Here is a 20,978-nt window from a genome sequence, read left to right as displayed (position 1 = left end):
TGTCATTTGAAGAATGCAAGTTTTTCCTTGCATTCTCTTTTTTTTGCTTTTATACTACTGTTAGTACCTAGTCCTAATATCGGATGGTGTGAAACGATGAGACGTACAAAAAAAGAGAGACAAATTCAGCTTCAGGAAACAATTGCAGATAATCCATTTGTGACGGACGAAGAATTAGCCGAACAATTTCAAGTAAGCGTGCAGACGATTCGATTGGATAGAATGGAACTGGCAATTCCCGAGCTTCGTGAAAGAATTAAGCATGTAGCAGAAAAGAAACTGACTAATGAAGTCCGGTCGCTGCCGATTGAAGAAGTGATTGGTGACATTATTGATATTGAACTGGATAAGAGTGCGATTTCTATTTTTGATGTCAAGAGGGAACACGTATTTGCAAGAAATGGAATTGCCCGTGGCCATCATTTATTTGCGCAAGCGAATTCTCTTGCGGTCGCTGTTATTAATGACGAGCTTGCTTTAACTGCCAAAGCGAATATCCGGTTTAAAAGATCGGTTCATGAAGGAGAACGAGTGGTGGCAAAAGCGAAGGTTATCGATATTAAAGCAGCGAATGAGCGGACGATCGTTGAAGTGAACAGCTATGTCGGACAAGAGCTTGTTTTTCAAGGAGACTTTACTATGTACCGTTCCAATACAACAGCAGAGGATGAAGGACAATGAAAATAGCAATAGATGCAATGGGCGGCGATCATGCCCCAAAAGAAATTATTTTAGGTGCGAATAAAGCTTTAGCAGAAATGCCTGGGTTGGAACTGCTTATTTATGGGGATGAAAAGCTGATCCAGCCATTGTTGGAGACAACTAACCGGGCGAAAGTTATACATACTGATGAAGTGATTCTTGGAACAGATGAGCCGGTGCGTGCGGTTCGCCGCAAGAAAAATGCCTCCATGGTTATGATGGCACAGGCGGTAGCTGACGGAGAGGCAGCTGCCTGTGTATCAGCTGGGAATACAGGTGCTTTAATGGCCGCTGGTTTATTCGTTGTTGGCCGCCTGGATGGAATTCAGCGCCCGGCTCTCGCTCCGACGCTGCCGACTGTTGATGGCAAAGGATTTGTTATGCTTGATCTTGGAGCTAACGTCGATGCTAAACCTGAACATTTGCTTCAATATGCAATTATGGGTTCAATTTATGCGGAAAAAGTAAGAGGAATAGAAAACCCTCGTGTTGGCCTCTTGAATATTGGCACAGAAGAGAAAAAAGGAAATGACTTAACGAAAGAAGCATTTGGGCTGCTCAGCGGACAAAAAAGTATTCATTTTGTCGGCAATGTAGAATCCCGCGATTTATTAAATGGGGTGGCAGACGTCGTAGTGACGGATGGGTTTACTGGCAATATGGTGTTAAAAACAATTGAAGGTACAGCTTTATCAGTCTTTTCAATGCTAAAGTCAGCCTTGACTTCTTCTTTAAAAGCAAAGTTGGGCGCTGGTTTGCTTAAAAATGAACTTTATAGTTTAAAAGATAAAATGGATTACACCGAATATGGAGGAGCAGGGTTATTCGGTTTAAAAGCGCCTGTTATCAAAGCGCATGGCTCATCAAATGCCAATGCCTTTTATAATGCGTTAAAGCAAGCCTATATGATGGCGGAAGCTGATGTCCCTTCCAAGATCGCAGGAGCGGCTGGGATTGTGTCATCAACAGAAAAGTAAGGAGGAATGGAAGATGGGGAAAATTGCATTTGTATTTCCGGGGCAGGGATCACAAGCAGTCGGTATGGGAAAAGCCTTGGCGGAGGAGCATCAGGAAATCCGGGAATTGTTTGAATCAGCAGATCATAAATTAGGCTTTTCATTAAGTGAGCTTATGTTTGACGGACCGGAAGAAAAGCTGACACTAACCATGAACGCCCAGCCGGCGATTTTAACAGCAAGCATGGCGGCACTAAAAATCTTTGAAAAAGAAGGCATTACACCCGACTTTGTGGCCGGTCACAGTTTAGGAGAGTATACAGCGCTTACTGCTGCGAATGCACTGACATTTGAGGATGCTGTCTATGCTGTTCATAAACGAGGACAATTCATGGAGCAAGCTGTACCAGCTGGCGAAGGAACAATGGCTGCCGTTCTCGGAATGGATCGGAGCCTTTTGCAGGAGGTAACGGAAGAGGTAACAGCATCCGGCGAAACCGTAGGCCTGGCTAATTTAAACTGTCCAGGACAAATTGTTATTTCAGGAACGAAAAATGGAGTAGCAAAAGCCGGCGAGTTGGCGAAGGAGAAAGGCGCAAAACGGGTCATTCCGTTAAATGTAAGCGGCCCCTTCCATTCTTCATTAATGAAACCGGCTACGGAGCAGCTTGAGCAAGTGCTCGACGAAGTAGAAATAAAAGACTGTGACACGCCGCTGATTGCCAATGTTGACGCAAAGGCTGTTACGAAGGCCGAAGATATTCGCGCTAAATTACTCCAGCAACTGTACTCTCCAGTTCTTTGGGAAGACAGTGTAGAAACGCTGATTGAGGCGGGAGTCGACACATTTATTGAAATAGGCCCGGGGAAAGTTTTGTCAGGTCTTATTAAGAAAGTAAATCGGAAAGTGACTACGTATGCTGTGCAGGATGGAGCATCTATTCAGGAAGCAGTAAAAGCATTAAAGGAGGCAGCACAATGAAACTAGAAGGAAAAGCCGCTTTAGTAACGGGTGCATCGCGTGGAATCGGGCGTGAGATTGCTCTTGAATTGGCCCGTGCGGGGGCGGATGTTGCTGTTAATTATTCCGGAAGTGAGGCAAAAGCAAACGAGGTTGTTCAGGAAATTCAAGCGCTTGGCCGCAAAGCTTTGGCGGTACAATGCAACGTTGCTGACAATGACTCTGTAGCAGAAATGGTAAAGCAGACGACAGAAGCATTCGGAAAAATTGATATCCTTGTTAATAACGCAGGCATCACCCGTGATAATCTGTTAATGCGCATGAAAGAGCAAGAATGGGATGATGTCATTGATACAAATTTAAAAGGTGTATTTCTTTGCACAAAGGCAGTTACTCGTCCAATGATGAAGCAGCGGAGTGGCCGTATTATTAACATCGCCTCCATTGTTGGGGTGAGTGGAAATCCTGGACAAGCGAACTATGTTGCCGCTAAAGCGGGTGTTATCGGCTTAACGAAGACTACAGCAAAAGAGCTAGCTTCCCGCGGTATTACAGTTAATGCTTTGGCTCCGGGCTTTATTACAACCGACATGACAGACGCCCTGCCAGAAGAAGCAAAAGAAGCTATGCTTAGACAAATACCGCTCGCTCAGTTTGGTGAGCCTGCTGATATTGCAAAAGCGGCTCTTTTCCTTGCATCAGAAGACGCTAAATATATTACCGGCCAAACCATTCACATCGACGGCGGCATGGTGATGTAATAAGAAAAGCGGAAGCGGCCTGATCAGCCCGATAGGAGGTTGGAGGGCCCGACAAGGAGTCGTTCTTCAGACTCCGATAGAGAGACCGAAACCGCCGTACGGGCTGGCCGCTGAAGCTAGATAACAAGAAAAGCAGAAGGCGCTCGTCCTGCGCGATAGCGGATTGGAGCTCTTGACGAGGAGTTGCTTTTTTAAACTCTGACAGAGAGAGCGAAATCTGCGTACGCGCAAGCGCCTGGAGCTAGATAACAAGAAAAGCGGGGCCGACTGTACTGCTCCGATAAGCATAAGCCGAAATGGCGAAGTGGCGTCTTTCAGCCGCATAGCCAGATCGGCTTATGACCTCGAGGGGGAAGAAGGCGAAGCTGGACAAGAAAAGCGGTAAGCGCTCGTTGGACTTCGAGAAAGGGTTGGAGGTCTACGCAAGTTTGTGCCCTGTATGAAGCAGAAAATTTATTTTATCTTTACCGAAAATCGTCTATAATGACTTGAGGGGAGGTGAATGAGTATGGCAGAGGTATTAGAGCGTGTAACAAAAATCATTGTAGATCGTCTTGGAGTAGAAGAATCCCAAGTAAACCTTGAAGCTTCTTTTAAAGAAGATCTTGGAGCAGATTCTTTAGACGTAGTTGAACTAGTAATGGAATTAGAAGATGAGTTCGACATGGAAATTTCTGACGATGATGCAGAAAAAATCGCAACAGTGGGCGACGCTGTGAATTACATAAACAGCAAAAATTAATCGTTCGAAGAATACAAGCTCCGTTCTTGAAACGGAGCTTTCTTCTTTTGCGATTTTTTTCAATTTCGACTACACTGTGTGTGGGTGCAAATTAGTTTAATTACCGGAGGAAATCCAATGAAGAAACCACATAGAGACTTCAAGAGGCCTTTAACTAAAAGAGAACAGCAATTTAATCAGCTGCAAGAAAATTTAGGCATTCATTTTCATGACGAAAATTTACTAAAGCATGCCTTTACCCATTCATCCTATGTGAATGAGCATCGGAAAAAGCCATATGAGGACAATGAACGACTTGAATTTTTAGGGGATGCGGTGTTGGAGTTAACCGTTTCTCACTACCTATTTAAAAAATACCCGCTCATGTCAGAGGGAGATTTAACGAAATTGCGGGCTGCCGTAGTCTGTGAGCCATCACTTGTCACCTTCGCTAACGAGTTGAATTTCGGGAAATATGTTCTTCTTGGAAAAGGCGAAGAAATGACTGGAGGCCGGATGAGGCCGGCTCTTTTGGCAGATGTATTTGAAGCGTTTATGGGCGCTTTGTTTTTAGATCAAGGGATGGATGCTGTCCTCCTTTTCTTGGAAAAAATGATCTTTCCTAGAATTGATTCCGGTGCTTTTTCTCATATGATGGATTATAAGAGCCAATTGCAAGAGCTTGTGCAGCGTCAGACAAAGGGATTACTTGAATATAAAATATTGCAGGAAAAAGGCCCGGCTCATAGTAAAGAGTTTGTTTCTCAAGTTTCATTAAATGGAGAAGTGCTTGGAAGTGGACAAGGAAAATCGAAAAAAGAAGCCGAGCAGCTGGCTGCTCAGATGGCTTTGACAGCTTTGAAACAACATACAGAGTAGAAGGCAGGGGAAAGGAACATGTTCCTGAAGAAACTGGAAATTGCCGGGTTTAAATCATTTGCTGAACGCGTTTCTGTCGAATTTGTTGATGGGGTAACAGCTGTAGTCGGTCCGAATGGTTCGGGGAAGAGCAACATTACGGATGGGATACGCTGGGTACTTGGAGAGCAGTCAGCAAAGAGTTTGCGCGGCGGTAAAATGGAAGATGTCATTTTTGCTGGCAGCGATAGCCGCAAGCCGCTGAATTTTGCCGAAGTAACCCTAACTTTAAACAACGAAGCACAAACACTCCCGATTGAATACAGTGAGGTCAATGTAACAAGAAGGGTCTATCGTTCCGGGGACAGTGAATACTTTATTAATAAAAGGCCGTGCCGTCTCAAAGACATCGTTGATTTATTTATGGATTCGGGTCTTGGTAAGGAGGCTTTTTCTATCATCGGCCAAGGCAAGGTAGAAGAAATATTGAATAGCAAACCAGAGGAGCGCCGGGCAATTTTTGAAGAGGCAGCTGGGGTGTTAAAGTATAAAAACCGGAAAAAGAAAGCGGAGAAAAAACTGGATGAAACACAAGAAAATCTTCTGCGTGTTCAAGACATTCTCCATGAATTAGAAGGGCAAATAGAGCCTTTGCGCATGCAGGCATCGATTGCGAGAGATTATCTTGACAAGAAAGAAGAAATGACCAGCTATGATATTGCGGTGATTGTTTATGAAATTGGCGAACTGCATACTCAATGGGAACAGTTAAAAGCAAGCCATGCTGAGCATGCACAAGAAGAAACTGCGCTTTTTTCGAACCTTCAACAGAAAGAGGCAAAAGCAGAAGAACTGCGAACGCAAATTACAGCCCTTGATGAGTCAGTGAATGATTTACAGGCGGTGCTTTTAGCTGCCAGCGAGGAACTGGAAAAGCTGGAAGGCCGTAAACAAGTGTTGCAGGAACGAAAAAAGAATGCGATCCAAAATGAGGGACAGCTGGCTGACAACTTAGCGGAAATCAAAGAAAAGATCCAACAGCTTTCTGTGCAGGCAGAGGATTTAAGGAGAAAGACGGAAGCAGATAAAAAAGAAGAAGTTGAATTAAAGCAGCTGCTAGCAGTTAAGCAAGAAGAAATGAAGCAGCTTTCCAAAAACTTAGAAGAGGAAATTGAGTCGTTAAAAGCCGATTATATTGAGAGTCTGAACGTGCAAGCCTCTGCTAAAAATGAACGCCAGCACGTAAAACAGCAGATCGAACAATTGGTGCACAGAAAAGAGCGGCTCGATGCTGAAAATAAAAAATATCTTGCCGAAAGACAGGAGATAGAGGCTAGAAAATCTGCTATTGATGAAGCACTTGCTTCTGAGCAGGAGCGTGCAGCTATCCATGTAGACGCTTTGCATCGAGAGCAACAGCTTCTTGAAACAATGAAATCGAAATATGAAAAGCAGGAATCTAGTCTTTATCAAGCTTATCAAATTCTTCAGGATGCCAAATCGCGCAAAGAGATGCTTGAATCCTTGGAAGAGGACTATTCTGGCTTTTTTCAAGGCGTGAAGGAAATATTAAAAGCGAGAGACCGACAACTTTCAGGGATTGAAGGAGCGGTTGCTGAAATTATTGATGTGCCTAAAAAATATGAAACGGCCATGGAAGTGGCTCTTGGCAGCAGCATGCAGCATATTATTACGGCTGACGAGCGGGCTGCCCGTGAAGCCATTGGTTATTTAAAGAAGCATCGATTTGGGCGGGCTACCTTTTTGCCGTTAACTTCGATAAAGGAAAAAATATTCCCAGCCACCCTTTCTGCTCAGCTGGAAAATGACGATCGTTTCATCGGCATAGCGTCCAACCTTATCAGCTTTCCAGAAGCATACAGCCCAGCTATAACCAATCTCCTTGGTCATACAGTAGTTGCTGCTCATTTAGAAGGAGCCAATGAGCTGGCTAAGCTCATGAATTATCGTTACCGGATTGTAACGCTTGATGGAGATATTGTGAACCCCGGCGGTTCCATGACTGGAGGCGCTTTGAAGCAAAAAGGAAACTCATTGATTAGCCGAAAAAACGAGCTCGAGTCCTTGAAAGTGAGACTTGCTTCAATGGAAGAAAAGACGATAGCTGCTGAACGTGAAGTGAAAAAATTAAAAGAGAGTATACTCTCCAAAGAAGCTCTCCTTAAAGAGATGAGAGAGCAGACAGAACTAATAAGAGCCAACGAGCAGGAGCGGAAAAACGAACAGCTTGAATGGCAATTTGCCTACCAAACCATTAACAGTCGCTTATCTATCTATGATTCAGAAAAGCAAGAGTTCGAAACGGAGCATCAAAGGCTTCAAGCGCTTTTAGAAAATGCGGAAAAACAATTAGCCATCAGTCAGCAGGAAATTGAGGAGCTCGATGTAAAAATCAAGAAGTTAACAGAACAAAAGGCTCATGAAAGCACGCTGAAGGAAACAATCATGCAAACAATAAGCGAGCTTAATTCCAAGCTTGCCGTCAAGCAAGAGCAGTTGACATCAAGAAAAGAACGCCTTGAACAAGTGCTTGCTGAGTTGGCTGCTTCTGAACAAAAACATAAACAGTGGCATGAAGATATGAACTGGCTAAAAACAGAAATGTCAGCAAGCGGGCAGGGAGAAGAAGAATTGGACGAGGCTGCCCGGAAAAAGCGGCAGGATAAAGAAGAAATAAGCAAGCTTATTACTATGCGTAGAAATGAACGTATGGATAAGCTAGGCCGGCTGGAGGGCGAGGAAAGGGAGCTTAAAGAAGCGAGAAGGCTTCATAAAGCAATGAGCGAAGCTGTCCAGGATGAAGAAGTGAAAATCAATCGCCTGGATGTGGAGCTTGATAACCGCCTGGAACAGTTAAATAAAGAATATGCCCTGACATATGAAGCGGCAAAAGAGAAGTACCCACTGCCTTTTCCGATCGAAGAGGTGCGTAAAAAACTTCATTTGATCAAGCTGTCTATCAAGGAATTAGGCAGCGTAAATCTAGGAGCTATCGAAGAATATGAGCGGGTATCTGAACGGTACACCTTCCTTGAAGAGCAGCGAGCTGATTTACAAGAGGCCAAAGATACACTATCTCAAGTTATACAGGAAATGGATGAAGAGATGACGAAGCGATTTAAGGAAACCTTCCAATCGGTGAGCACACAATTCCTTCCGGTTTTTCAGTCGTTATTTGGCGGTGGGAGAGCTGAATTGAGATTAACAGATCCGGACCATTTGCTTAGCACGGGGGTCGATATCGTTGCGCAGCCGCCTGGAAAAAAACTGCAGAGCCTCAGTCTTTTATCGGGAGGGGAACGAGCACTTACGGCTATTGCCCTTCTATTTGCCATTCTAAAAGTACGTCCTGTTCCTTTCTGTGTACTTGATGAAGTAGAGGCAGCTCTAGATGAAGCGAATGTTTTTCGATTTAGTCGGTACTTAAAGCAATTTAGCCAAGATACACAGTTTATCGTTATTACTCATAGAAAGGGAACAATGGAAGAAGCGGATGCTTTGTATGGCATCACTATGCAGGAGTCAGGGGTATCTCGATTGGTTTCTGTGACAATGGATAAAAAAGCAGAAACCCCTGTTTAATTCGTGTATTATTTATGAGCCGAATAGAGTGGAGGCTGTTCCTTCATCCTATTTGGCTTATCAAATATCAGTTTAGGATATTAAATATAGGAGGAAAGCGGATGAGCTTTTTTAAGAAATTAAAAGAAAAATTGACAACTTCCACAGACCAGGCAACAGAAAAATTTAAAACGGGCCTGACGAAAACACGTGATAACTTTTCCAGCAAAGTAAACGACCTCGTGGCGCGTTATCGCAAAATTGATGAGGATTTCTTCGAAGAGTTGGAAGAGATTCTGATCGGTGCCGATGTGGGATTTGATACAGTTATGGAATTAATTGATCAATTGAAACATGAAGTAAAACGGCGCAATACGAAAGATCCGGCAGAAGTACGTGATATTATCACAGAAAAACTCGTCGATATTTACCAGAACGGTGAAGAAGCACCAAATGCATTGAATATACAGGAAAACGACCTTACAGTCATTCTCTTTGTTGGCGTCAACGGAGTAGGGAAAACAACAACAATCGGTAAGATGGCTCATAAGTTTAAATCAGAAGGCAAAAACGTGTTGCTAGCCGCTGGAGACACTTTCCGTGCCGGAGCGATTGAGCAGCTTGAGGTCTGGGGAGAACGAACAGGCGTGGAAGTAATTAAGCAGGGGGAAGGCTCTGATCCGGCTGCGGTGATGTATGATGCTGTTCGGGCGGCTAAATCACGGAAAGCGGATATTTTGTTGTGTGACACAGCCGGACGACTGCAAAATAAAGTGAATTTAATGAAGGAATTGGAAAAAGTAAAGCGAGTCATTGAACGAGAAGTTCCCGGAGCCCCTCATGAAGTATTGATTGTCTTGGATGCGACCACGGGACAAAATGCCATGGTTCAGGCAAAAACCTTTAAAGAAGCAACAGACGTAAGCGGAATCGTTCTTACAAAGCTTGATGGAACAGCTAAAGGGGGCATCGTGCTCGCTATCCGCAAAGAACTCGAAATTCCGGTTAAATTTGTCGGTTTAGGTGAAAAGATGGATGATCTCCAGCAATTTGATGCGGAAAAATACGTGTACGGCTTGTTTTCTACTGCCTTCGAAGAAAAAGAGGAAGACACAGAAGAAGAGGAAGAATGATTTAATCTTCCGGCAGGGCGGAGTTTATCTTACTGTTAGAGAATAGCACTTACTTTACTGACTTGCCGAATGTGTCACTTTCTTGGCCAGTTGTCTGTATTAACTGGCCATATACTTAAATAGAAGCAGCGTCTTGCGCTTTTCTATTGGCCAGTCCGTACGGTAGAGTTTCGACCTCTCTGTCGAAGGAGTCTAAGCAACAACTCCTCGTCAGGATCTCCAGCTTCCTACCGGGCTAATCAGGCTACTTTTGCTTTTCTTAGACGTAAAGATATTTTCTTGACATTGCTATTTAAAATGAGTAGACTATTTTTATGTAAAGGTTTTTAACTTAACAAGGGGGGCTGTCCATGCTTGAAAAGACAACAAGAATGAATTTCTTGTATGATTTCTATCATTCTTTGTTAACAGATAAGCAGCGCAGTTATATGTCCCTTTATTACCTAGATGATTTCTCTCTTGGTGAAATCGCGGAAGAGTATGAAGTGAGCCGCCAGGCGGTTTACGATAATATTAAACGCACGGAAGCAATGCTCGAAGAGTATGAGAGCAAACTACTGCTATTTAAAAAATTTCAAGAGCGCAGCCGCTTGCTGAAACAGTTAAAATCACTTGTTTCGGCTGACGGACAGTCTATTATTGAATCGCTCGAGAAATTAGATTAGGAGGCGGCAACATGGCATTTGAAGGATTAGCCGACCGACTGCAAAGCACAATGCAAAAAATCCGCGGCAAAGGGAAAGTGACAGAGGCGGATGTCAAAGAAATGATGAGAGAAGTGCGTCTTGCCCTTCTTGAAGCGGATGTTAACTTCAAAGTCGTCAAAAGCTTTGTTAAAAAAGTTAGCGAACGCTCTGTCGGCCAGGAAGTAATGAAAAGCTTAACGCCTGGTCAGCAGGTCATTAAAGTGGTTAAAGAAGAACTAACCAACCTGATGGGTGGCGAACAAAGCCAAATTGCGGTAGCAAAGCGGCCACCAACAGTAATCATGATGGTTGGTCTTCAAGGGGCCGGTAAAACAACGACTACTGGCAAGCTGGCTAATTTGTTGCGGAAGCGTTATAACCGCAAGCCGCTGCTTGTAGCGGCGGATATTTACCGTCCGGCAGCTATTAAGCAGTTGGAAACACTCGGCAAACAACTAAATATGCCCGTTTTTTCTTTAGGAGACCAGGTGAGCCCGGTGGAAATTGCCAAGCAGGCGATTGAAAAAGCAAAAGCAGATCATCATGATTATGTCTTGATTGATACGGCTGGCCGTCTACACGTAGATGAAGACTTAATGGGTGAGCTAAAAGATATCAAAGAATTGACTAATCCTGACGAAATCTTCCTTGTAGTAGATGCAATGACTGGTCAAGACGCGGTGAATGTTGCAGAAAGCTTCAATGAACAGCTTGGTGTGACGGGCGTTATTTTAACGAAGCTTGATGGTGATACGCGCGGAGGGGCAGCTTTATCTATTCGTGCGGTAACTGAAAAGCCGATTAAGTTTGCTGGTATGGGTGAAAAACTCGATGCTCTTGAACCTTTTCATCCGGAGCGAATGGCTTCCCGGATTTTGGGCATGGGCGATGTATTGACGCTGATTGAAAAGGCGCAAACGAACGTGGATGAAGAAAAAGCAAAAGAGCTTGAGCAGAAAATGCGGACAATGTCCTTTACATTTGATGACTTTCTCGAACAGCTTGGCCAAGTCCGTTCCATGGGTCCATTGGATGAGATTATCAAAATGCTTCCCGGAGCTAATAAAATTAAAGGTTTAAGCAATGTTCAGGTGGATGAAAAGCAAATTTCTCACGTTGAAGCTATTATTCAGTCGATGACGAATGAGGAAAAGCAGCATCCAGAAATTATTAGCTCAGGCCGAAAAAAGCGTATTGCCAAAGGAAGCGGAACCTCTATTCAAGAGGTCAATCGTCTTCTTAAGCAATTTGAAGAGATGAAAAAGATGATGAAGCAAATGTCTGGCATGCAGCAAAAGGGCAAGAAAAAAGGAATGCCGTTTAAGTTTCCATTTATGTAAGGGAAGCGAAAGCGGCCCGATTAGCCCGATAAGAGGTTGGAGGGCTCGGCGAGGAGTCTCTGACAGAGAGGCTGAAACCGGCGTACGAGCTGGCTGCTGCAGCTAGACAAAGAAAAGCAAAATTCGCTTTTTTATAGCAATAAAATAAAATGTAAAGAAAAAAACCTTTACAAACAACCTTATTATTTGTTATTATTCTATCTTGTGTAAAACTATTCGGAGGTGCTTTAAAAATGGCAGTAAAAATTCGTTTAAAACGCATGGGTTCTAAAAGAGCTCCATTCTATCGTATTGTAGTAGCAGATTCTCGTTCTCCACGTGACGGACGCCAAATCGAAACAGTTGGAACATACAATCCAATTTCTCAACCAGCGGAAGTAAAAATCGATGAAGAGCTTGCACTAAAATGGCTTCAAAATGGTGCGAAACCATCTGATACAGTACGTAATCTTTTCTCTAAGCAAGGCATTATGGAAAAATTCCACAACGCTAAAATCAGCAAATAAGAGAAATGGAAGAGTTAATCTTAGCAATTGTTAAACCACTTGTCGACCATCCCGATCAAGTCTATGTGAAAGAGAAAGCAGAAGAAAGCAAGGTTACTTACCGCCTTTCTCTTCATCCGGAGGATATTGGGAAAGTCATCGGGAAGCACGGCCGCATTGCTAAGGCGGTTCGAACCATTGTAATGGCAGCGGCAAACGTTGCTCATCAGAAAAAAGTGTATGTAGAAATAGCCGAATAGGGAGGGATAACCTCCCTTTTTTCATATAAATTTTTAATAAGTAAAGCGGAAGCGGCCTGATCAGCCCGATAGGTGGTTGGAGGGTTCGATAAGGAGTCGTTCTTTGACCTCGACAGAGAGCGAAATTAGCGTACGTGCTAGCCGCTGGAGCTAGACAAAGAGGGAATGACGGCTAAAGGCGTGACATCGTGTCGCAGCGCCCTCACTAGCACATCATGTGCGTCGAAGCGGAAGCATATCTGGCATAGAAAGGAAGGCGGAGGCATGCAAGTTTTGCGGACAGTAATTGTTAAGCAAGTATTAACAGAGACGCTGAAACAATCGTTGCTTTCATCTTATCAGGATAAAAAAAGCCAGCTTGAAAAAGAATATGAGCAATTACGCTTTGAGTTAAAAAAAACTGAACGACAGCAAAAAGGTGTCGGCCAGCAATCGACAGCCTTTTTTCAGAAGGAGATGAAGCAGCGTCAGCAAAAAATTGAAAATATTAATTTTCAACAAAGCCAGCTGGAGCTGCTTCCTCTTGGCAGTGAGTTGAAAGAAAAAGAAATGCAGACACTAGTCGATGTAAAAATTGGAGATCGATGGGAAGAAACAGAAAAGACAATTGTCATTAAAGATGGCATTGTCGTCGAGATTCGTTAGAGGTGAGCCAACAATGGAGAAATGGTTTAACGTGGGAAAAATTGTGAATACACATGGAATTCGTGGCGAAGTAAGAGTGATTTCGAGAACGGATTTCCCTGATGAGCGATATAAAGTAGGAAACACACTTTATTTGTTCATGCCCGGTGAAACGGAAGGAAAACCTTTAATCGTCTCATCGCATCGTAAACACAAATCATTTGATTTACTCACATTTGAAGATGTGGATGGATTAAATGCCGTAGAGCCGTTCAAAGGCGGGCTTTTAAAAATAAAAGAGTCGCAGCAGGGTGAGTTAAACGAAGGAGAATACTACTTCCACGAAATCATCGGTTGTCTAGTTAAAACAGTCGATGAGGAGGAAGTTGGTAAAGTAACCGAAATTTTAACGCCGGGAGCTAATGATGTGTGGGTAGTTAAGGGGAAAAATGGCAAAGATTTTTACATTCCGTATATTGAGCAAATTGTAAAAAAGGTAGATGTGAAAGAGAAGCTCATCTTTATTGAACCGATGGAAGGGTTATTGTCATGATGAAAATTGATATTCTTTCTCTTTTTCCTGAAATGTTCGAAGGAGTTCTCCGCTCTTCCATATTGAAGAAAGCGTCTGAAAAAGGAAAAGTTGAGTACAATGTGATTAATTTCCGGGAATTCGCCGAGGGAAAGCATAAAACGGTTGATGATTATCCATATGGTGGCGGAGCGGGAATGGTGTTGAAGCCGCAACCGGTTTTTGATGCGGTCGAGCAGGCAAAGGCATCCTCTCCCTCTTCTCGTCCACGGGTGATTTTAATGTGTCCCCAAGGAGAGCGCTACTCACAGCAAAAGGCCGAAGAATTGGCTGCAGAGCAGCATCTTATTTTTATTTGTGGCCATTATGAAGGCTATGATGAGCGGATTCGTGAGCAGCTTGTAACAGACGAAATCTCGATTGGTGACTTTGTCTTAACAGGCGGTGAGCTAGCAGCTATGGTTATTACAGATAGTGTGGTCCGTCTCTTGCCGGATGTGCTTGGCAATGAGGAATCTCCTATACTCGATTCATTTTCCTCCGGGCTTCTTGAACATCCTCACTATACGAGGCCAGCTGAATTTCGGGGCTTGAAAGTGCCAGACGTTCTTCTTTCAGGGAACCACCGATTAATAGAGGAATGGAGAGAGAAAGAGTCCTTAAGACGGACATGGGAAAGGCGCCGGGACTTACTAGCGAATTATCCTTTATCAGAACAGCAGAAAATATGGTTAACAGAGTGGGAAAAAGAAAGAGATTCTTGATTTGTTATTTTAAATGTGATAAAATTTTTTCGTGGTTTGTGACAACAGTCCAAGCCCATTATAACGGTGTTCCGCTGCGACTCAATAAAAGTTGTATTGAGCATCGGTTAGAAGGAGAGGAATAATATGCACAAATTGATTGAAGAACTTACTAAGGAACAACTTCGCACAGATCTTCCGGCTTTCCGTCCTGGAGATACAGTACGCGTACACGTAAAGGTCGTTGAGGGCACACGTGAACGTATCCAGGTTTTTGAAGGGGTTGTAATCAAACGTCGCGGTGGCGGAGTAAGCGAAACATTTACTGTTCGCAAAATCTCTTATGGCGTAGGCGTTGAACGTACGTTCCCGCTTCATACACCGAAGATCGAAAAAATCGAAGTAACTCGCCGTGGTAAAGTTCGTCGTGCTAAATTGTACTACTTGCGTAACCTTCGCGGTAAAGCAGCTCGTATTAAAGAAATTCGATAATAATAGGCATTTTTGTGAGAGGAGCTTGGAAACAAGCTCCTTTTTCAAATGAAAGAGTCCTTTCTTTTCTCAATAACGCCCAAGATGATATGATGATTACATAATAAATTAGGTGGTGACGAATTTGGCAAAGGAAAAAAACGAATTCTGGGAGTGGACGAAAGCTTTTTTAATCGCAATCGGGTTGGCAGCAATTATTCGATATTTTATCATTGCCCCTATCGTTGTAGACGGAGAGTCAATGATGCCGACGCTGAATGACGGCGACTGGATGATCGTCAATAAAATGGGGGAACCTCAACGTTTCGATATTGTAGTGTTTCATGCACCGGAGCACAAAGATTATATTAAACGTGTGATCGGACTTCCGGGTGATACGGTTGAGTATAAGAATGATAAATTATATATTAACGGAAAATATTATAAAGAGCCTTACCTGGACAAGTATAAGGCGCAGGAACCTGGTCCGCTTACGCCTGACTTTACTCTAAAAGATATCACGGGAAAAGAAACAGTCCCTAAGGGTGAAATCTTCGTGCTCGGAGACAATCGGTTATACAGCAAGGACAGCCGCCACATCGGGACAATTAAAATTGATGAAGTGGTAGGCGATACGAGCCTTGTTTTCTGGCCATTAAACAAAATGCGCATAGTAGACTAAACAGGATCATTTTAATAGAACGGAGGTGAAGCCATGACAATTCAATGGTTTCCCGGCCATATGGCTAAAGCGAGAAGGGAAGTAACAGAGAAACTGAAATTAGTGGACATCATCTTTGAATTGGTTGATGCTCGCCTGCCAATTTCTTCACGTAACCCGATGATTGATGAAATCATCCAGCAAAAGCCGAGATTAGTGCTTTTAAACAAAGCCGACATGGCGGATCCAGCGGTTACTAATCGCTGGCTTGCTTACTTTAAACAGGAGGGGATTCCCGCATTAGCGATTAACTCTCATGCAGGGAACGGCTTGGCGGCTATTAATAAAGCGGCCAAGGAGATCCTAAAGGAAAAATTCGACCGAATGAAATCCAGAGGGATAAAGCCTAGGGCTATCCGGGCTATGATCGTCGGTATCCCGAACGTAGGGAAGTCTACATTAATCAACCGGCTGGCTAAAAAGAACATTGCTAAGACTGGTAACATGCCTGGTGTCACAAAAGCCCAGCAGTGGATCAAGGCAGGGAAAGAAATGGAGCTTCTGGATACCCCTGGCATTCTTTGGCCAAAATTTGAGGATGAAGAAACCGGCTTTAAGCTGGCTTTGACCGGAGCGATTAAAGACACCATCCTTAATTTGCAGGATGTGGCAATTTTTGCTCTCCGCTTTTTGGAAGATCATTATCCAGACCGTCTTAAAGAGCGCTATCAGCTCGAGGACATTCCGGAGGACGTAGTGGACCTTTTCAATAATATCGGCACGCTGCGCGGCTGTTACGCAGCACGCAACGAAATCGATTATGATAAAACAACGGAAGTTATTATCCGTGATATCCGTGGAGAAAAGCTTGGAAAGCTAACGTTTGACTTTCCGGAAGCACAAATGAAATAACAAAAAGCAAAGGCCCTTTCTTAGGGTCTTTATTTTGTTTAAACAAAGTCGATATAAAAGAAAAGAAGGCGGGAAATGAGATGGCGTTTTGACTAAGCCTTTTAAAAATGAATAAAGCATGATTAAAATAAATAAGGCTGCCAGTGGCATGAGGTTTCCGCATATATTTTACTAAAAACAACATGTGCAAAATTCAAAAAATATCTGTTAACAAGAAAGTAAACAAAAGGAGTTAATGATGGTCCAGTCAGTAAGTGAGATTAAAAAGGAACTAAAAAATATTCAAACAGAAAATCATCCGCAATTTCAGGAGTGGCTGAAAGATTCTCGAAAAGGAGTCCAGCAGGCAATTGCCCAATGGTACCGCCGACAAAATCAACGGGAGCAAGAACGATTAAACTATGAGAGAATGCTCACTTTTGAAAAGCAACTCATAGAGAAAGGAGTAACATATATTGCGGGAATCGATGAAGTGGGACGAGGACCACTCGCAGGGCCGGTTGTCGCAGCAGCAGTTGTGCTACCAGAAGATCTTGAGCTAGTAGGAATTAATGATTCTAAAAAAATCAGCAGAATGAAAAGAGACTATTTCTATGAAGAACTTATAGAAAAAGCAGACGTAGGTATCGGGATTGTTGAGGCTTCTGAAATTGATGAAATAAATATATACGAAGCCACAAAAAAAGCGATGAAAGTAGCGGTAGCAGGCCTTTCACGGGTCCCAGAGCATCTGTTGATCGATGCAATGACACTAAGCCTTCCCATTCCTCAGACATCTATTATTAAGGGGGATGCAACAAGTGTATCGATTGCAGCAGCGTCGATCGTAGCAAAAGTGACCAGAGACAGGTTAATGTGTGACTATGCTCTCGTTTATCCACAATACGGTTTTGAAAGAAATATGGGATATGGAACAGCAGAGCATTTGGAAGGTTTGAGTTCAAGCGGTCCCTGCGAGATTCACCGAAGGAGTTTTTCTCCAGTAAAGGAAATAGAATAACAGCAGAAAAAGTAAGGGGGGAAAGAGATGATTATCCAGCAAGCTGCTCTCGCGCAAGGTCTTCTCGGCAAGGAAAAAACAGCTCAGTTACGAGAAGGGGAGATGTTTCCCGCCAAAGTAGTAAAAATGTTACCGAATGGCATGGCTGAGCTATCGACTGGAACGACTACAATGGTTGCAAAGCTGGAAGTGCCGCTTCAATCAGGGGAAAGATATTGGTTCCGAGTAGCATCGAATAATGAAGGAATACACCTGCAAGTGATTACATCGCCAATGTCAGAAAATGAAAGTCTATCAAAAATGGCAAGGGATTTACTCATGCAGTTGTCTTTACCGATCACAAAAGAGAATAAAGCATTTGTCGAAATGATGATGAGAGAGAAGATGCCGCTGACGAAAGAGTTGATTATGAAGGCGGGAGAATGGCTGGCGAAGGGACCGCTGTCTGATGGGTTGCAAGCAATCAAGATGATGACCGAGCATTCTCTCCCAATAACTAAAGCTATCTTCCAACCTTTGATGACAGCTTACTCTTCAATTTCTCTTGGTCAATTAACAGAAGATCTGGCTGCAAAGCTTCAGCAGATGAATCAGCCACCGACCTCGGCCGATGCATTAATAAAATTGTTAAAAGACTGGCAGACTCCTCTGGAGAAGCATACTGTCCAGAAAATTGCAGCCGCCATAATGGAAAAGCTGTTTTCACCTGAAAAGCTATCAGCCTCTAAGTCAGCAGCTATTGATTTAGTTAAATCATGGGGAGTTATTTCAGAGTCTGGAGACAGCGTCGATGATTCGCTCGTTCAAATCATGCGCCAATGGAAAAGAGAAACAAGCTCACCTGGGGCAACGAACCAGGCGGTCTTTGAAAATAAACCGCCTTCCATAAAGCAGGCGGTCAGCCAGTTTATCCAGCAACCAGCTGATAGGGAGTCTCTGCAGCGATTAGAGCAAGCATTGATTAACAATGCCAAAGCGGCGGGGAAGAGCGCTGTAGGGCCTTTAACAGCTGAAATTAAGTCATTAATAGAGGGACTAAAGACTACAGACCTAACCAATGAGCAAATAGCGGCTGTTTTTAAAACCGCTGCAAAAGTAAGTATCCAGCATAATGAGCCATCGGAAGCGATTCGCCAATTGGCTGCTCTCTTTAATAAAGAGGCAGAAGAGTTTGTTGGCCTTATAAAAAATGAAACAGCAAAAATTCATTCTTCGTCATTGGCAGCGCTATCCAGAAAGGAATTGTTGTTTCAACAAATTGCACTTGCGGTAGAGAATGATATGCAGCTTCATTTATCTGCCAAGGAAGCTCATTCATTGATCAAGGATACGTTCCGATGGTTAGGGATTGACCTGGAAGGAATGCTCGGAACAAGTTTGCCTGAAGAGGCTGAGCTTGAGAAAATGCTAAAGCCCCAGCTGTTGCGCCTTCTTAGTGAAAACCTGCCTGTTCATATTAAAGAATCTGCAGAACAATTGCTGGGACGGATGAATGTACAGCCCCTGCTGTCTGCTGAAAATGGGCCTATTCAGCAGCTGATTATGCAAGTGCCGATTAATCTGTTCGGTTTTCATACGGAGCTGACTTTACAATGGTCAGGAAAAAAGACGGAAGATGGTCAACTAGATTCCGATTATTGCCGAGTACTATTTTATTTAGAACTCGAACATATAAAAGAAACGGTAATAGATATGCAAGTACAAAATCGGATTATCCAATTGCAAATATTTAATGAAACGCCTGGTCTAAAGTCAACCGCAGCGGCTCTTCTTCCCTCACTGAAGGCAGGGATAGAAGAAAAAGGGTATCAGTTATCGAGCATTCAGTTCAAGCAGTCCGGGAAAAGCGAGCTGCCTCCGCTTGTTCAGGTAATGGAAACACAGCCTTATGAGGGAGTGGATATCCGCATATGAATAAAGAGACAAAAAGAAAACAGGCGGCCGCTCTCTCTTACCGCGCTGAAAAGAACCAGTCCCCTCTGTTAATTGCTAAAGGGAAGGGCAAAGTGGCCGAAAACATCCTTGAAAGAGCTAAAGAGCATAATATTCCTATCCAGGAAGACCCAAGCCTGGTCGAGCTGTTGGGGAAGTTAGAAATTAATGAAACCATCCCCGAAGAACTCTATCAAGCCGTAGCGGAAGTGTTTGCCTTCATTTACCGGCTTGACCAGCTAAAAAAATAATTTGAATGAGGTTTATCATTTGAGGGTAGGGTAATTGTGTAGAAGGGGCTGCGAAAGGACATCCATTTTTTCCATAAAAAGCGCTTACGAGTGTTGGAATAATCGCAAAAATCTATAAAAAAGCCGAACAATAACAAAATTAGGTCCAATATCTAGACAGAAATTCCGACTTTATATACAATGGAAACGCAGTCTACTTTTTTGAGATTGATAGGAGGATGAAGTATGAATATCCATGAGTATCAAGGCAAAGAAATCCTCAGAAATTACGGGGTAGCCGTTCCAAACGGTAAAGTTGCTTTTTCCGTTGAAGAAGCAGTTGAAGCAGCAAAACAACTTGGCACTGACGTTTGTGTCGTAAAAGCGCAAATTCACGCAGGCGGCCGCGGAAAAGCGGGCGGAGTTAAAGTTGCAAAAAATATTGATGAAGTGCGTACATATGCTGAAGAAATTTTAGGTAAAACGCTTGTCACTCATCAAACAGGTCCAGAAGGAAAAGAAGTCAAGCGTTTATTGATTGAAGAAGGCTGCGATATTCAAAAAGAATATTACGTTGGTCTTGTTCTAGATCGCGCTACGTCTCAAGTCGTATTAATGGCTTCTGAAGAAGGCGGAACAGAAATCGAAGAGGTAGCGGCAGCTACTCCAGAAAAGATTTTCAAGGAGTACATTGATCCAGTAACAGGCTTAATGCCTTACCAAGCTCGCCGTATCGCTTTCAACATCAATATTCCGGCAGAACTTGTGAACAAAGCAGTGAAGTTTATGATGGGTCTTTATACAGTATTTATTGAGAAAGACGCTTCTATTGCTGAGATTAACCCGCTTGTTGTAACAGGTGACGGTAATGTTATGGCGCTTGATGCGAAAATCAACTTTGATTCTAACGCATTGTACCGCCATAAAGATATTATGGAATACCGCGATTTAGAAGAAGAAGATCCAAAAGAAATCGAAGCTTCTAAATATGACTTAAGCTATATCTCTCTTGATGGCAACATTGGCTGTATGGTTAATGGGGCAGGCCTCGCTATGGCAACAATGGATATCATTAAGCATTACGGCGGCGATCCGGCTAACTTCCTTGATGTTGGGGGCGGCGCGACAGCTGAAAAAGTTACAGAAGCATTTAAAATTATTCTTTCCGACAAAAATGTTAAAGGTATTTTCGTTAACATTTTCGGCGGAATTATGAAATGTGACATCATTGCAACTGGTGTGGTAGAAGCTGCGAAACAAGTCGGCTTATCTGTGCCACTTGTTGTTCGTTTAGAAGGAACAAACGTTGATTTAGGTAAGAAAATCTTAAGTGAGTCTGATATTGACATTGTTGCGGCTGAGTCTATGGCTGATGGCGCACAAAAAATCGTTGAGCTTGTAAGCAAATAATCCCAGAGTTGACCAGAG

General features: G+C 43.2%; 22 protein-coding genes. All 22 read left to right on the top strand.

Annotated elements, in window-relative coordinates; translation table 11 throughout:
• Positions 1-96: 96 nt before the first annotated feature.
• The 22 genes from fapR to sucC all read left to right on the top strand — a co-directional run bounded on the left by fapR (position 97) and on the right by sucC (position 20,960).
• Positions 97-681 (top strand): transcription factor FapR, encoded by a 585-nt coding sequence (gene fapR / locus MKZ02_RS17135; RefSeq protein WP_340854722.1) that lies wholly within the window; start codon positions 97-99, stop codon positions 679-681.
• Positions 678-1,679, top strand: a complete 1,002-nt coding sequence (plsX, locus tag MKZ02_RS17130; protein ID WP_120037169.1) for a phosphate acyltransferase PlsX — start codon at positions 678-680, stop codon at positions 1,677-1,679. The genes fapR and plsX overlap by 4 nt, the downstream gene beginning before the upstream one ends.
• Positions 1,680-1,692: 13 nt before the next feature.
• Positions 1,693-2,640, top strand: a complete 948-nt coding sequence (gene fabD / locus MKZ02_RS17125) for an ACP S-malonyltransferase (protein WP_120037171.1) — start codon at positions 1,693-1,695, stop codon at positions 2,638-2,640.
• On the top strand, positions 2,637-3,380 hold the full coding sequence (gene fabG / locus MKZ02_RS17120; RefSeq protein ID WP_340854720.1) for a 3-oxoacyl-[acyl-carrier-protein] reductase: 744 nt from the start codon (positions 2,637-2,639) through the stop codon (positions 3,378-3,380). Before fabD ends, fabG begins: the two co-directional genes overlap by 4 nt.
• Before the next feature lie 508 nt (positions 3,381-3,888).
• Positions 3,889-4,122 carry an acyl carrier protein gene (acpP, locus tag MKZ02_RS17115; protein WP_120037177.1) on the top strand — a complete coding sequence of 78 codons (234 nt, stop codon included), beginning with the start codon at positions 3,889-3,891 and terminating at the stop codon, positions 4,120-4,122.
• Between the two features lie 117 nt (positions 4,123-4,239).
• Positions 4,240-4,980, top strand: coding sequence for a ribonuclease III (gene rnc, locus MKZ02_RS17110; protein ID WP_120037179.1), 741 nt, complete (start codon positions 4,240-4,242; stop codon positions 4,978-4,980).
• An 18-nt stretch (positions 4,981-4,998) separates the two neighbouring features.
• A complete protein-coding gene (smc, locus tag MKZ02_RS17105; RefSeq protein WP_340854716.1) occupies positions 4,999-8,562 on the top strand; it encodes a chromosome segregation protein SMC in 3,564 nt (1,187 codons plus the stop codon).
• 101 nt (positions 8,563-8,663) lie between these two features.
• Positions 8,664-9,674 carry a signal recognition particle-docking protein FtsY gene (gene ftsY, locus MKZ02_RS17100; protein WP_120037183.1) on the top strand — a complete coding sequence of 337 codons (1,011 nt, stop codon included), beginning with the start codon at positions 8,664-8,666 and terminating at the stop codon, positions 9,672-9,674.
• A 350-nt stretch (positions 9,675-10,024) separates the two neighbouring features.
• A complete protein-coding gene (locus MKZ02_RS17095; protein WP_120037185.1) occupies positions 10,025-10,339 on the top strand; it encodes a putative DNA-binding protein in 315 nt (104 codons plus the stop codon).
• 11 nt (positions 10,340-10,350) lie between these two features.
• Entirely contained in the window at positions 10,351-11,700 is a 1,350-nt protein-coding gene (gene ffh / locus MKZ02_RS17090) for a signal recognition particle protein (RefSeq protein ID WP_120037187.1), read from the top strand.
• A gap of 233 nt (positions 11,701-11,933) precedes the next feature.
• On the top strand, positions 11,934-12,206 hold the full coding sequence (gene rpsP, locus MKZ02_RS17085; protein WP_120037188.1) for a 30S ribosomal protein S16: 273 nt from the start codon (positions 11,934-11,936) through the stop codon (positions 12,204-12,206).
• Positions 12,207-12,211: 5 nt separating this feature from the next.
• Positions 12,212-12,445 (top strand): KH domain-containing protein, encoded by a 234-nt coding sequence (locus tag MKZ02_RS17080; RefSeq protein ID WP_120037190.1) that lies wholly within the window; start codon positions 12,212-12,214, stop codon positions 12,443-12,445.
• Between the two features lie 264 nt (positions 12,446-12,709).
• Positions 12,710-13,090, top strand: coding sequence for a YlqD family protein (locus MKZ02_RS17075; protein ID WP_340854710.1), 381 nt, complete (start codon positions 12,710-12,712; stop codon positions 13,088-13,090).
• A 13-nt stretch (positions 13,091-13,103) separates the two neighbouring features.
• Positions 13,104-13,622, top strand: a complete 519-nt coding sequence (gene rimM, locus MKZ02_RS17070) for a ribosome maturation factor RimM (protein WP_340854709.1) — start codon at positions 13,104-13,106, stop codon at positions 13,620-13,622.
• A complete protein-coding gene (trmD, locus tag MKZ02_RS17065; protein WP_340856443.1) occupies positions 13,622-14,365 on the top strand; it encodes a tRNA (guanosine(37)-N1)-methyltransferase TrmD in 744 nt (247 codons plus the stop codon). Before rimM ends, trmD begins: the two co-directional genes overlap by 1 nt.
• Positions 14,366-14,491: 126 nt before the next feature.
• Positions 14,492-14,836: a 50S ribosomal protein L19 gene (rplS, locus tag MKZ02_RS17060; RefSeq protein WP_340854708.1), complete on the top strand. Its 345-nt coding sequence runs from the start codon at positions 14,492-14,494 to the stop codon at positions 14,834-14,836.
• Positions 14,837-14,960: 124 nt separating this feature from the next.
• Complete coding sequence (gene lepB / locus MKZ02_RS17055) at positions 14,961-15,497, top strand: signal peptidase I (RefSeq protein ID WP_340854707.1); 537 nt, start codon at positions 14,961-14,963, stop codon at positions 15,495-15,497.
• 33 nt (positions 15,498-15,530) lie between these two features.
• Complete coding sequence (gene ylqF, locus MKZ02_RS17050) at positions 15,531-16,388, top strand: ribosome biogenesis GTPase YlqF (protein WP_120037200.1); 858 nt, start codon at positions 15,531-15,533, stop codon at positions 16,386-16,388.
• A 235-nt stretch (positions 16,389-16,623) separates the two neighbouring features.
• Positions 16,624-17,388 carry a ribonuclease HII gene (locus MKZ02_RS17045; protein ID WP_340854705.1) on the top strand — a complete coding sequence of 255 codons (765 nt, stop codon included), beginning with the start codon at positions 16,624-16,626 and terminating at the stop codon, positions 17,386-17,388.
• A 27-nt stretch (positions 17,389-17,415) separates the two neighbouring features.
• Positions 17,416-19,302 carry a hypothetical protein gene (locus tag MKZ02_RS17040; protein WP_340854704.1) on the top strand — a complete coding sequence of 629 codons (1,887 nt, stop codon included), beginning with the start codon at positions 17,416-17,418 and terminating at the stop codon, positions 19,300-19,302.
• Positions 19,299-19,571: an EscU/YscU/HrcU family type III secretion system export apparatus switch protein gene (locus tag MKZ02_RS17035; protein ID WP_340854702.1), complete on the top strand. Its 273-nt coding sequence runs from the start codon at positions 19,299-19,301 to the stop codon at positions 19,569-19,571. The genes MKZ02_RS17040 and MKZ02_RS17035 overlap by 4 nt, the downstream gene beginning before the upstream one ends.
• A 225-nt stretch (positions 19,572-19,796) precedes the next feature.
• Complete coding sequence (gene sucC / locus MKZ02_RS17030; protein WP_120037208.1) at positions 19,797-20,960, top strand: ADP-forming succinate--CoA ligase subunit beta; 1,164 nt, start codon at positions 19,797-19,799, stop codon at positions 20,958-20,960.
• The last annotated feature ends 18 nt before the right edge of the window (positions 20,961-20,978 follow it).

Origin of the sequence: Pseudobacillus sp. FSL P4-0506 (assembly GCF_038003025.1) — a bacterium.
GTDB lineage: Bacteria > Bacillota > Bacilli > Bacillales > Domibacillaceae > Pseudobacillus.
This window is presented reverse-complemented; position numbering and strand designations above follow the sequence as displayed.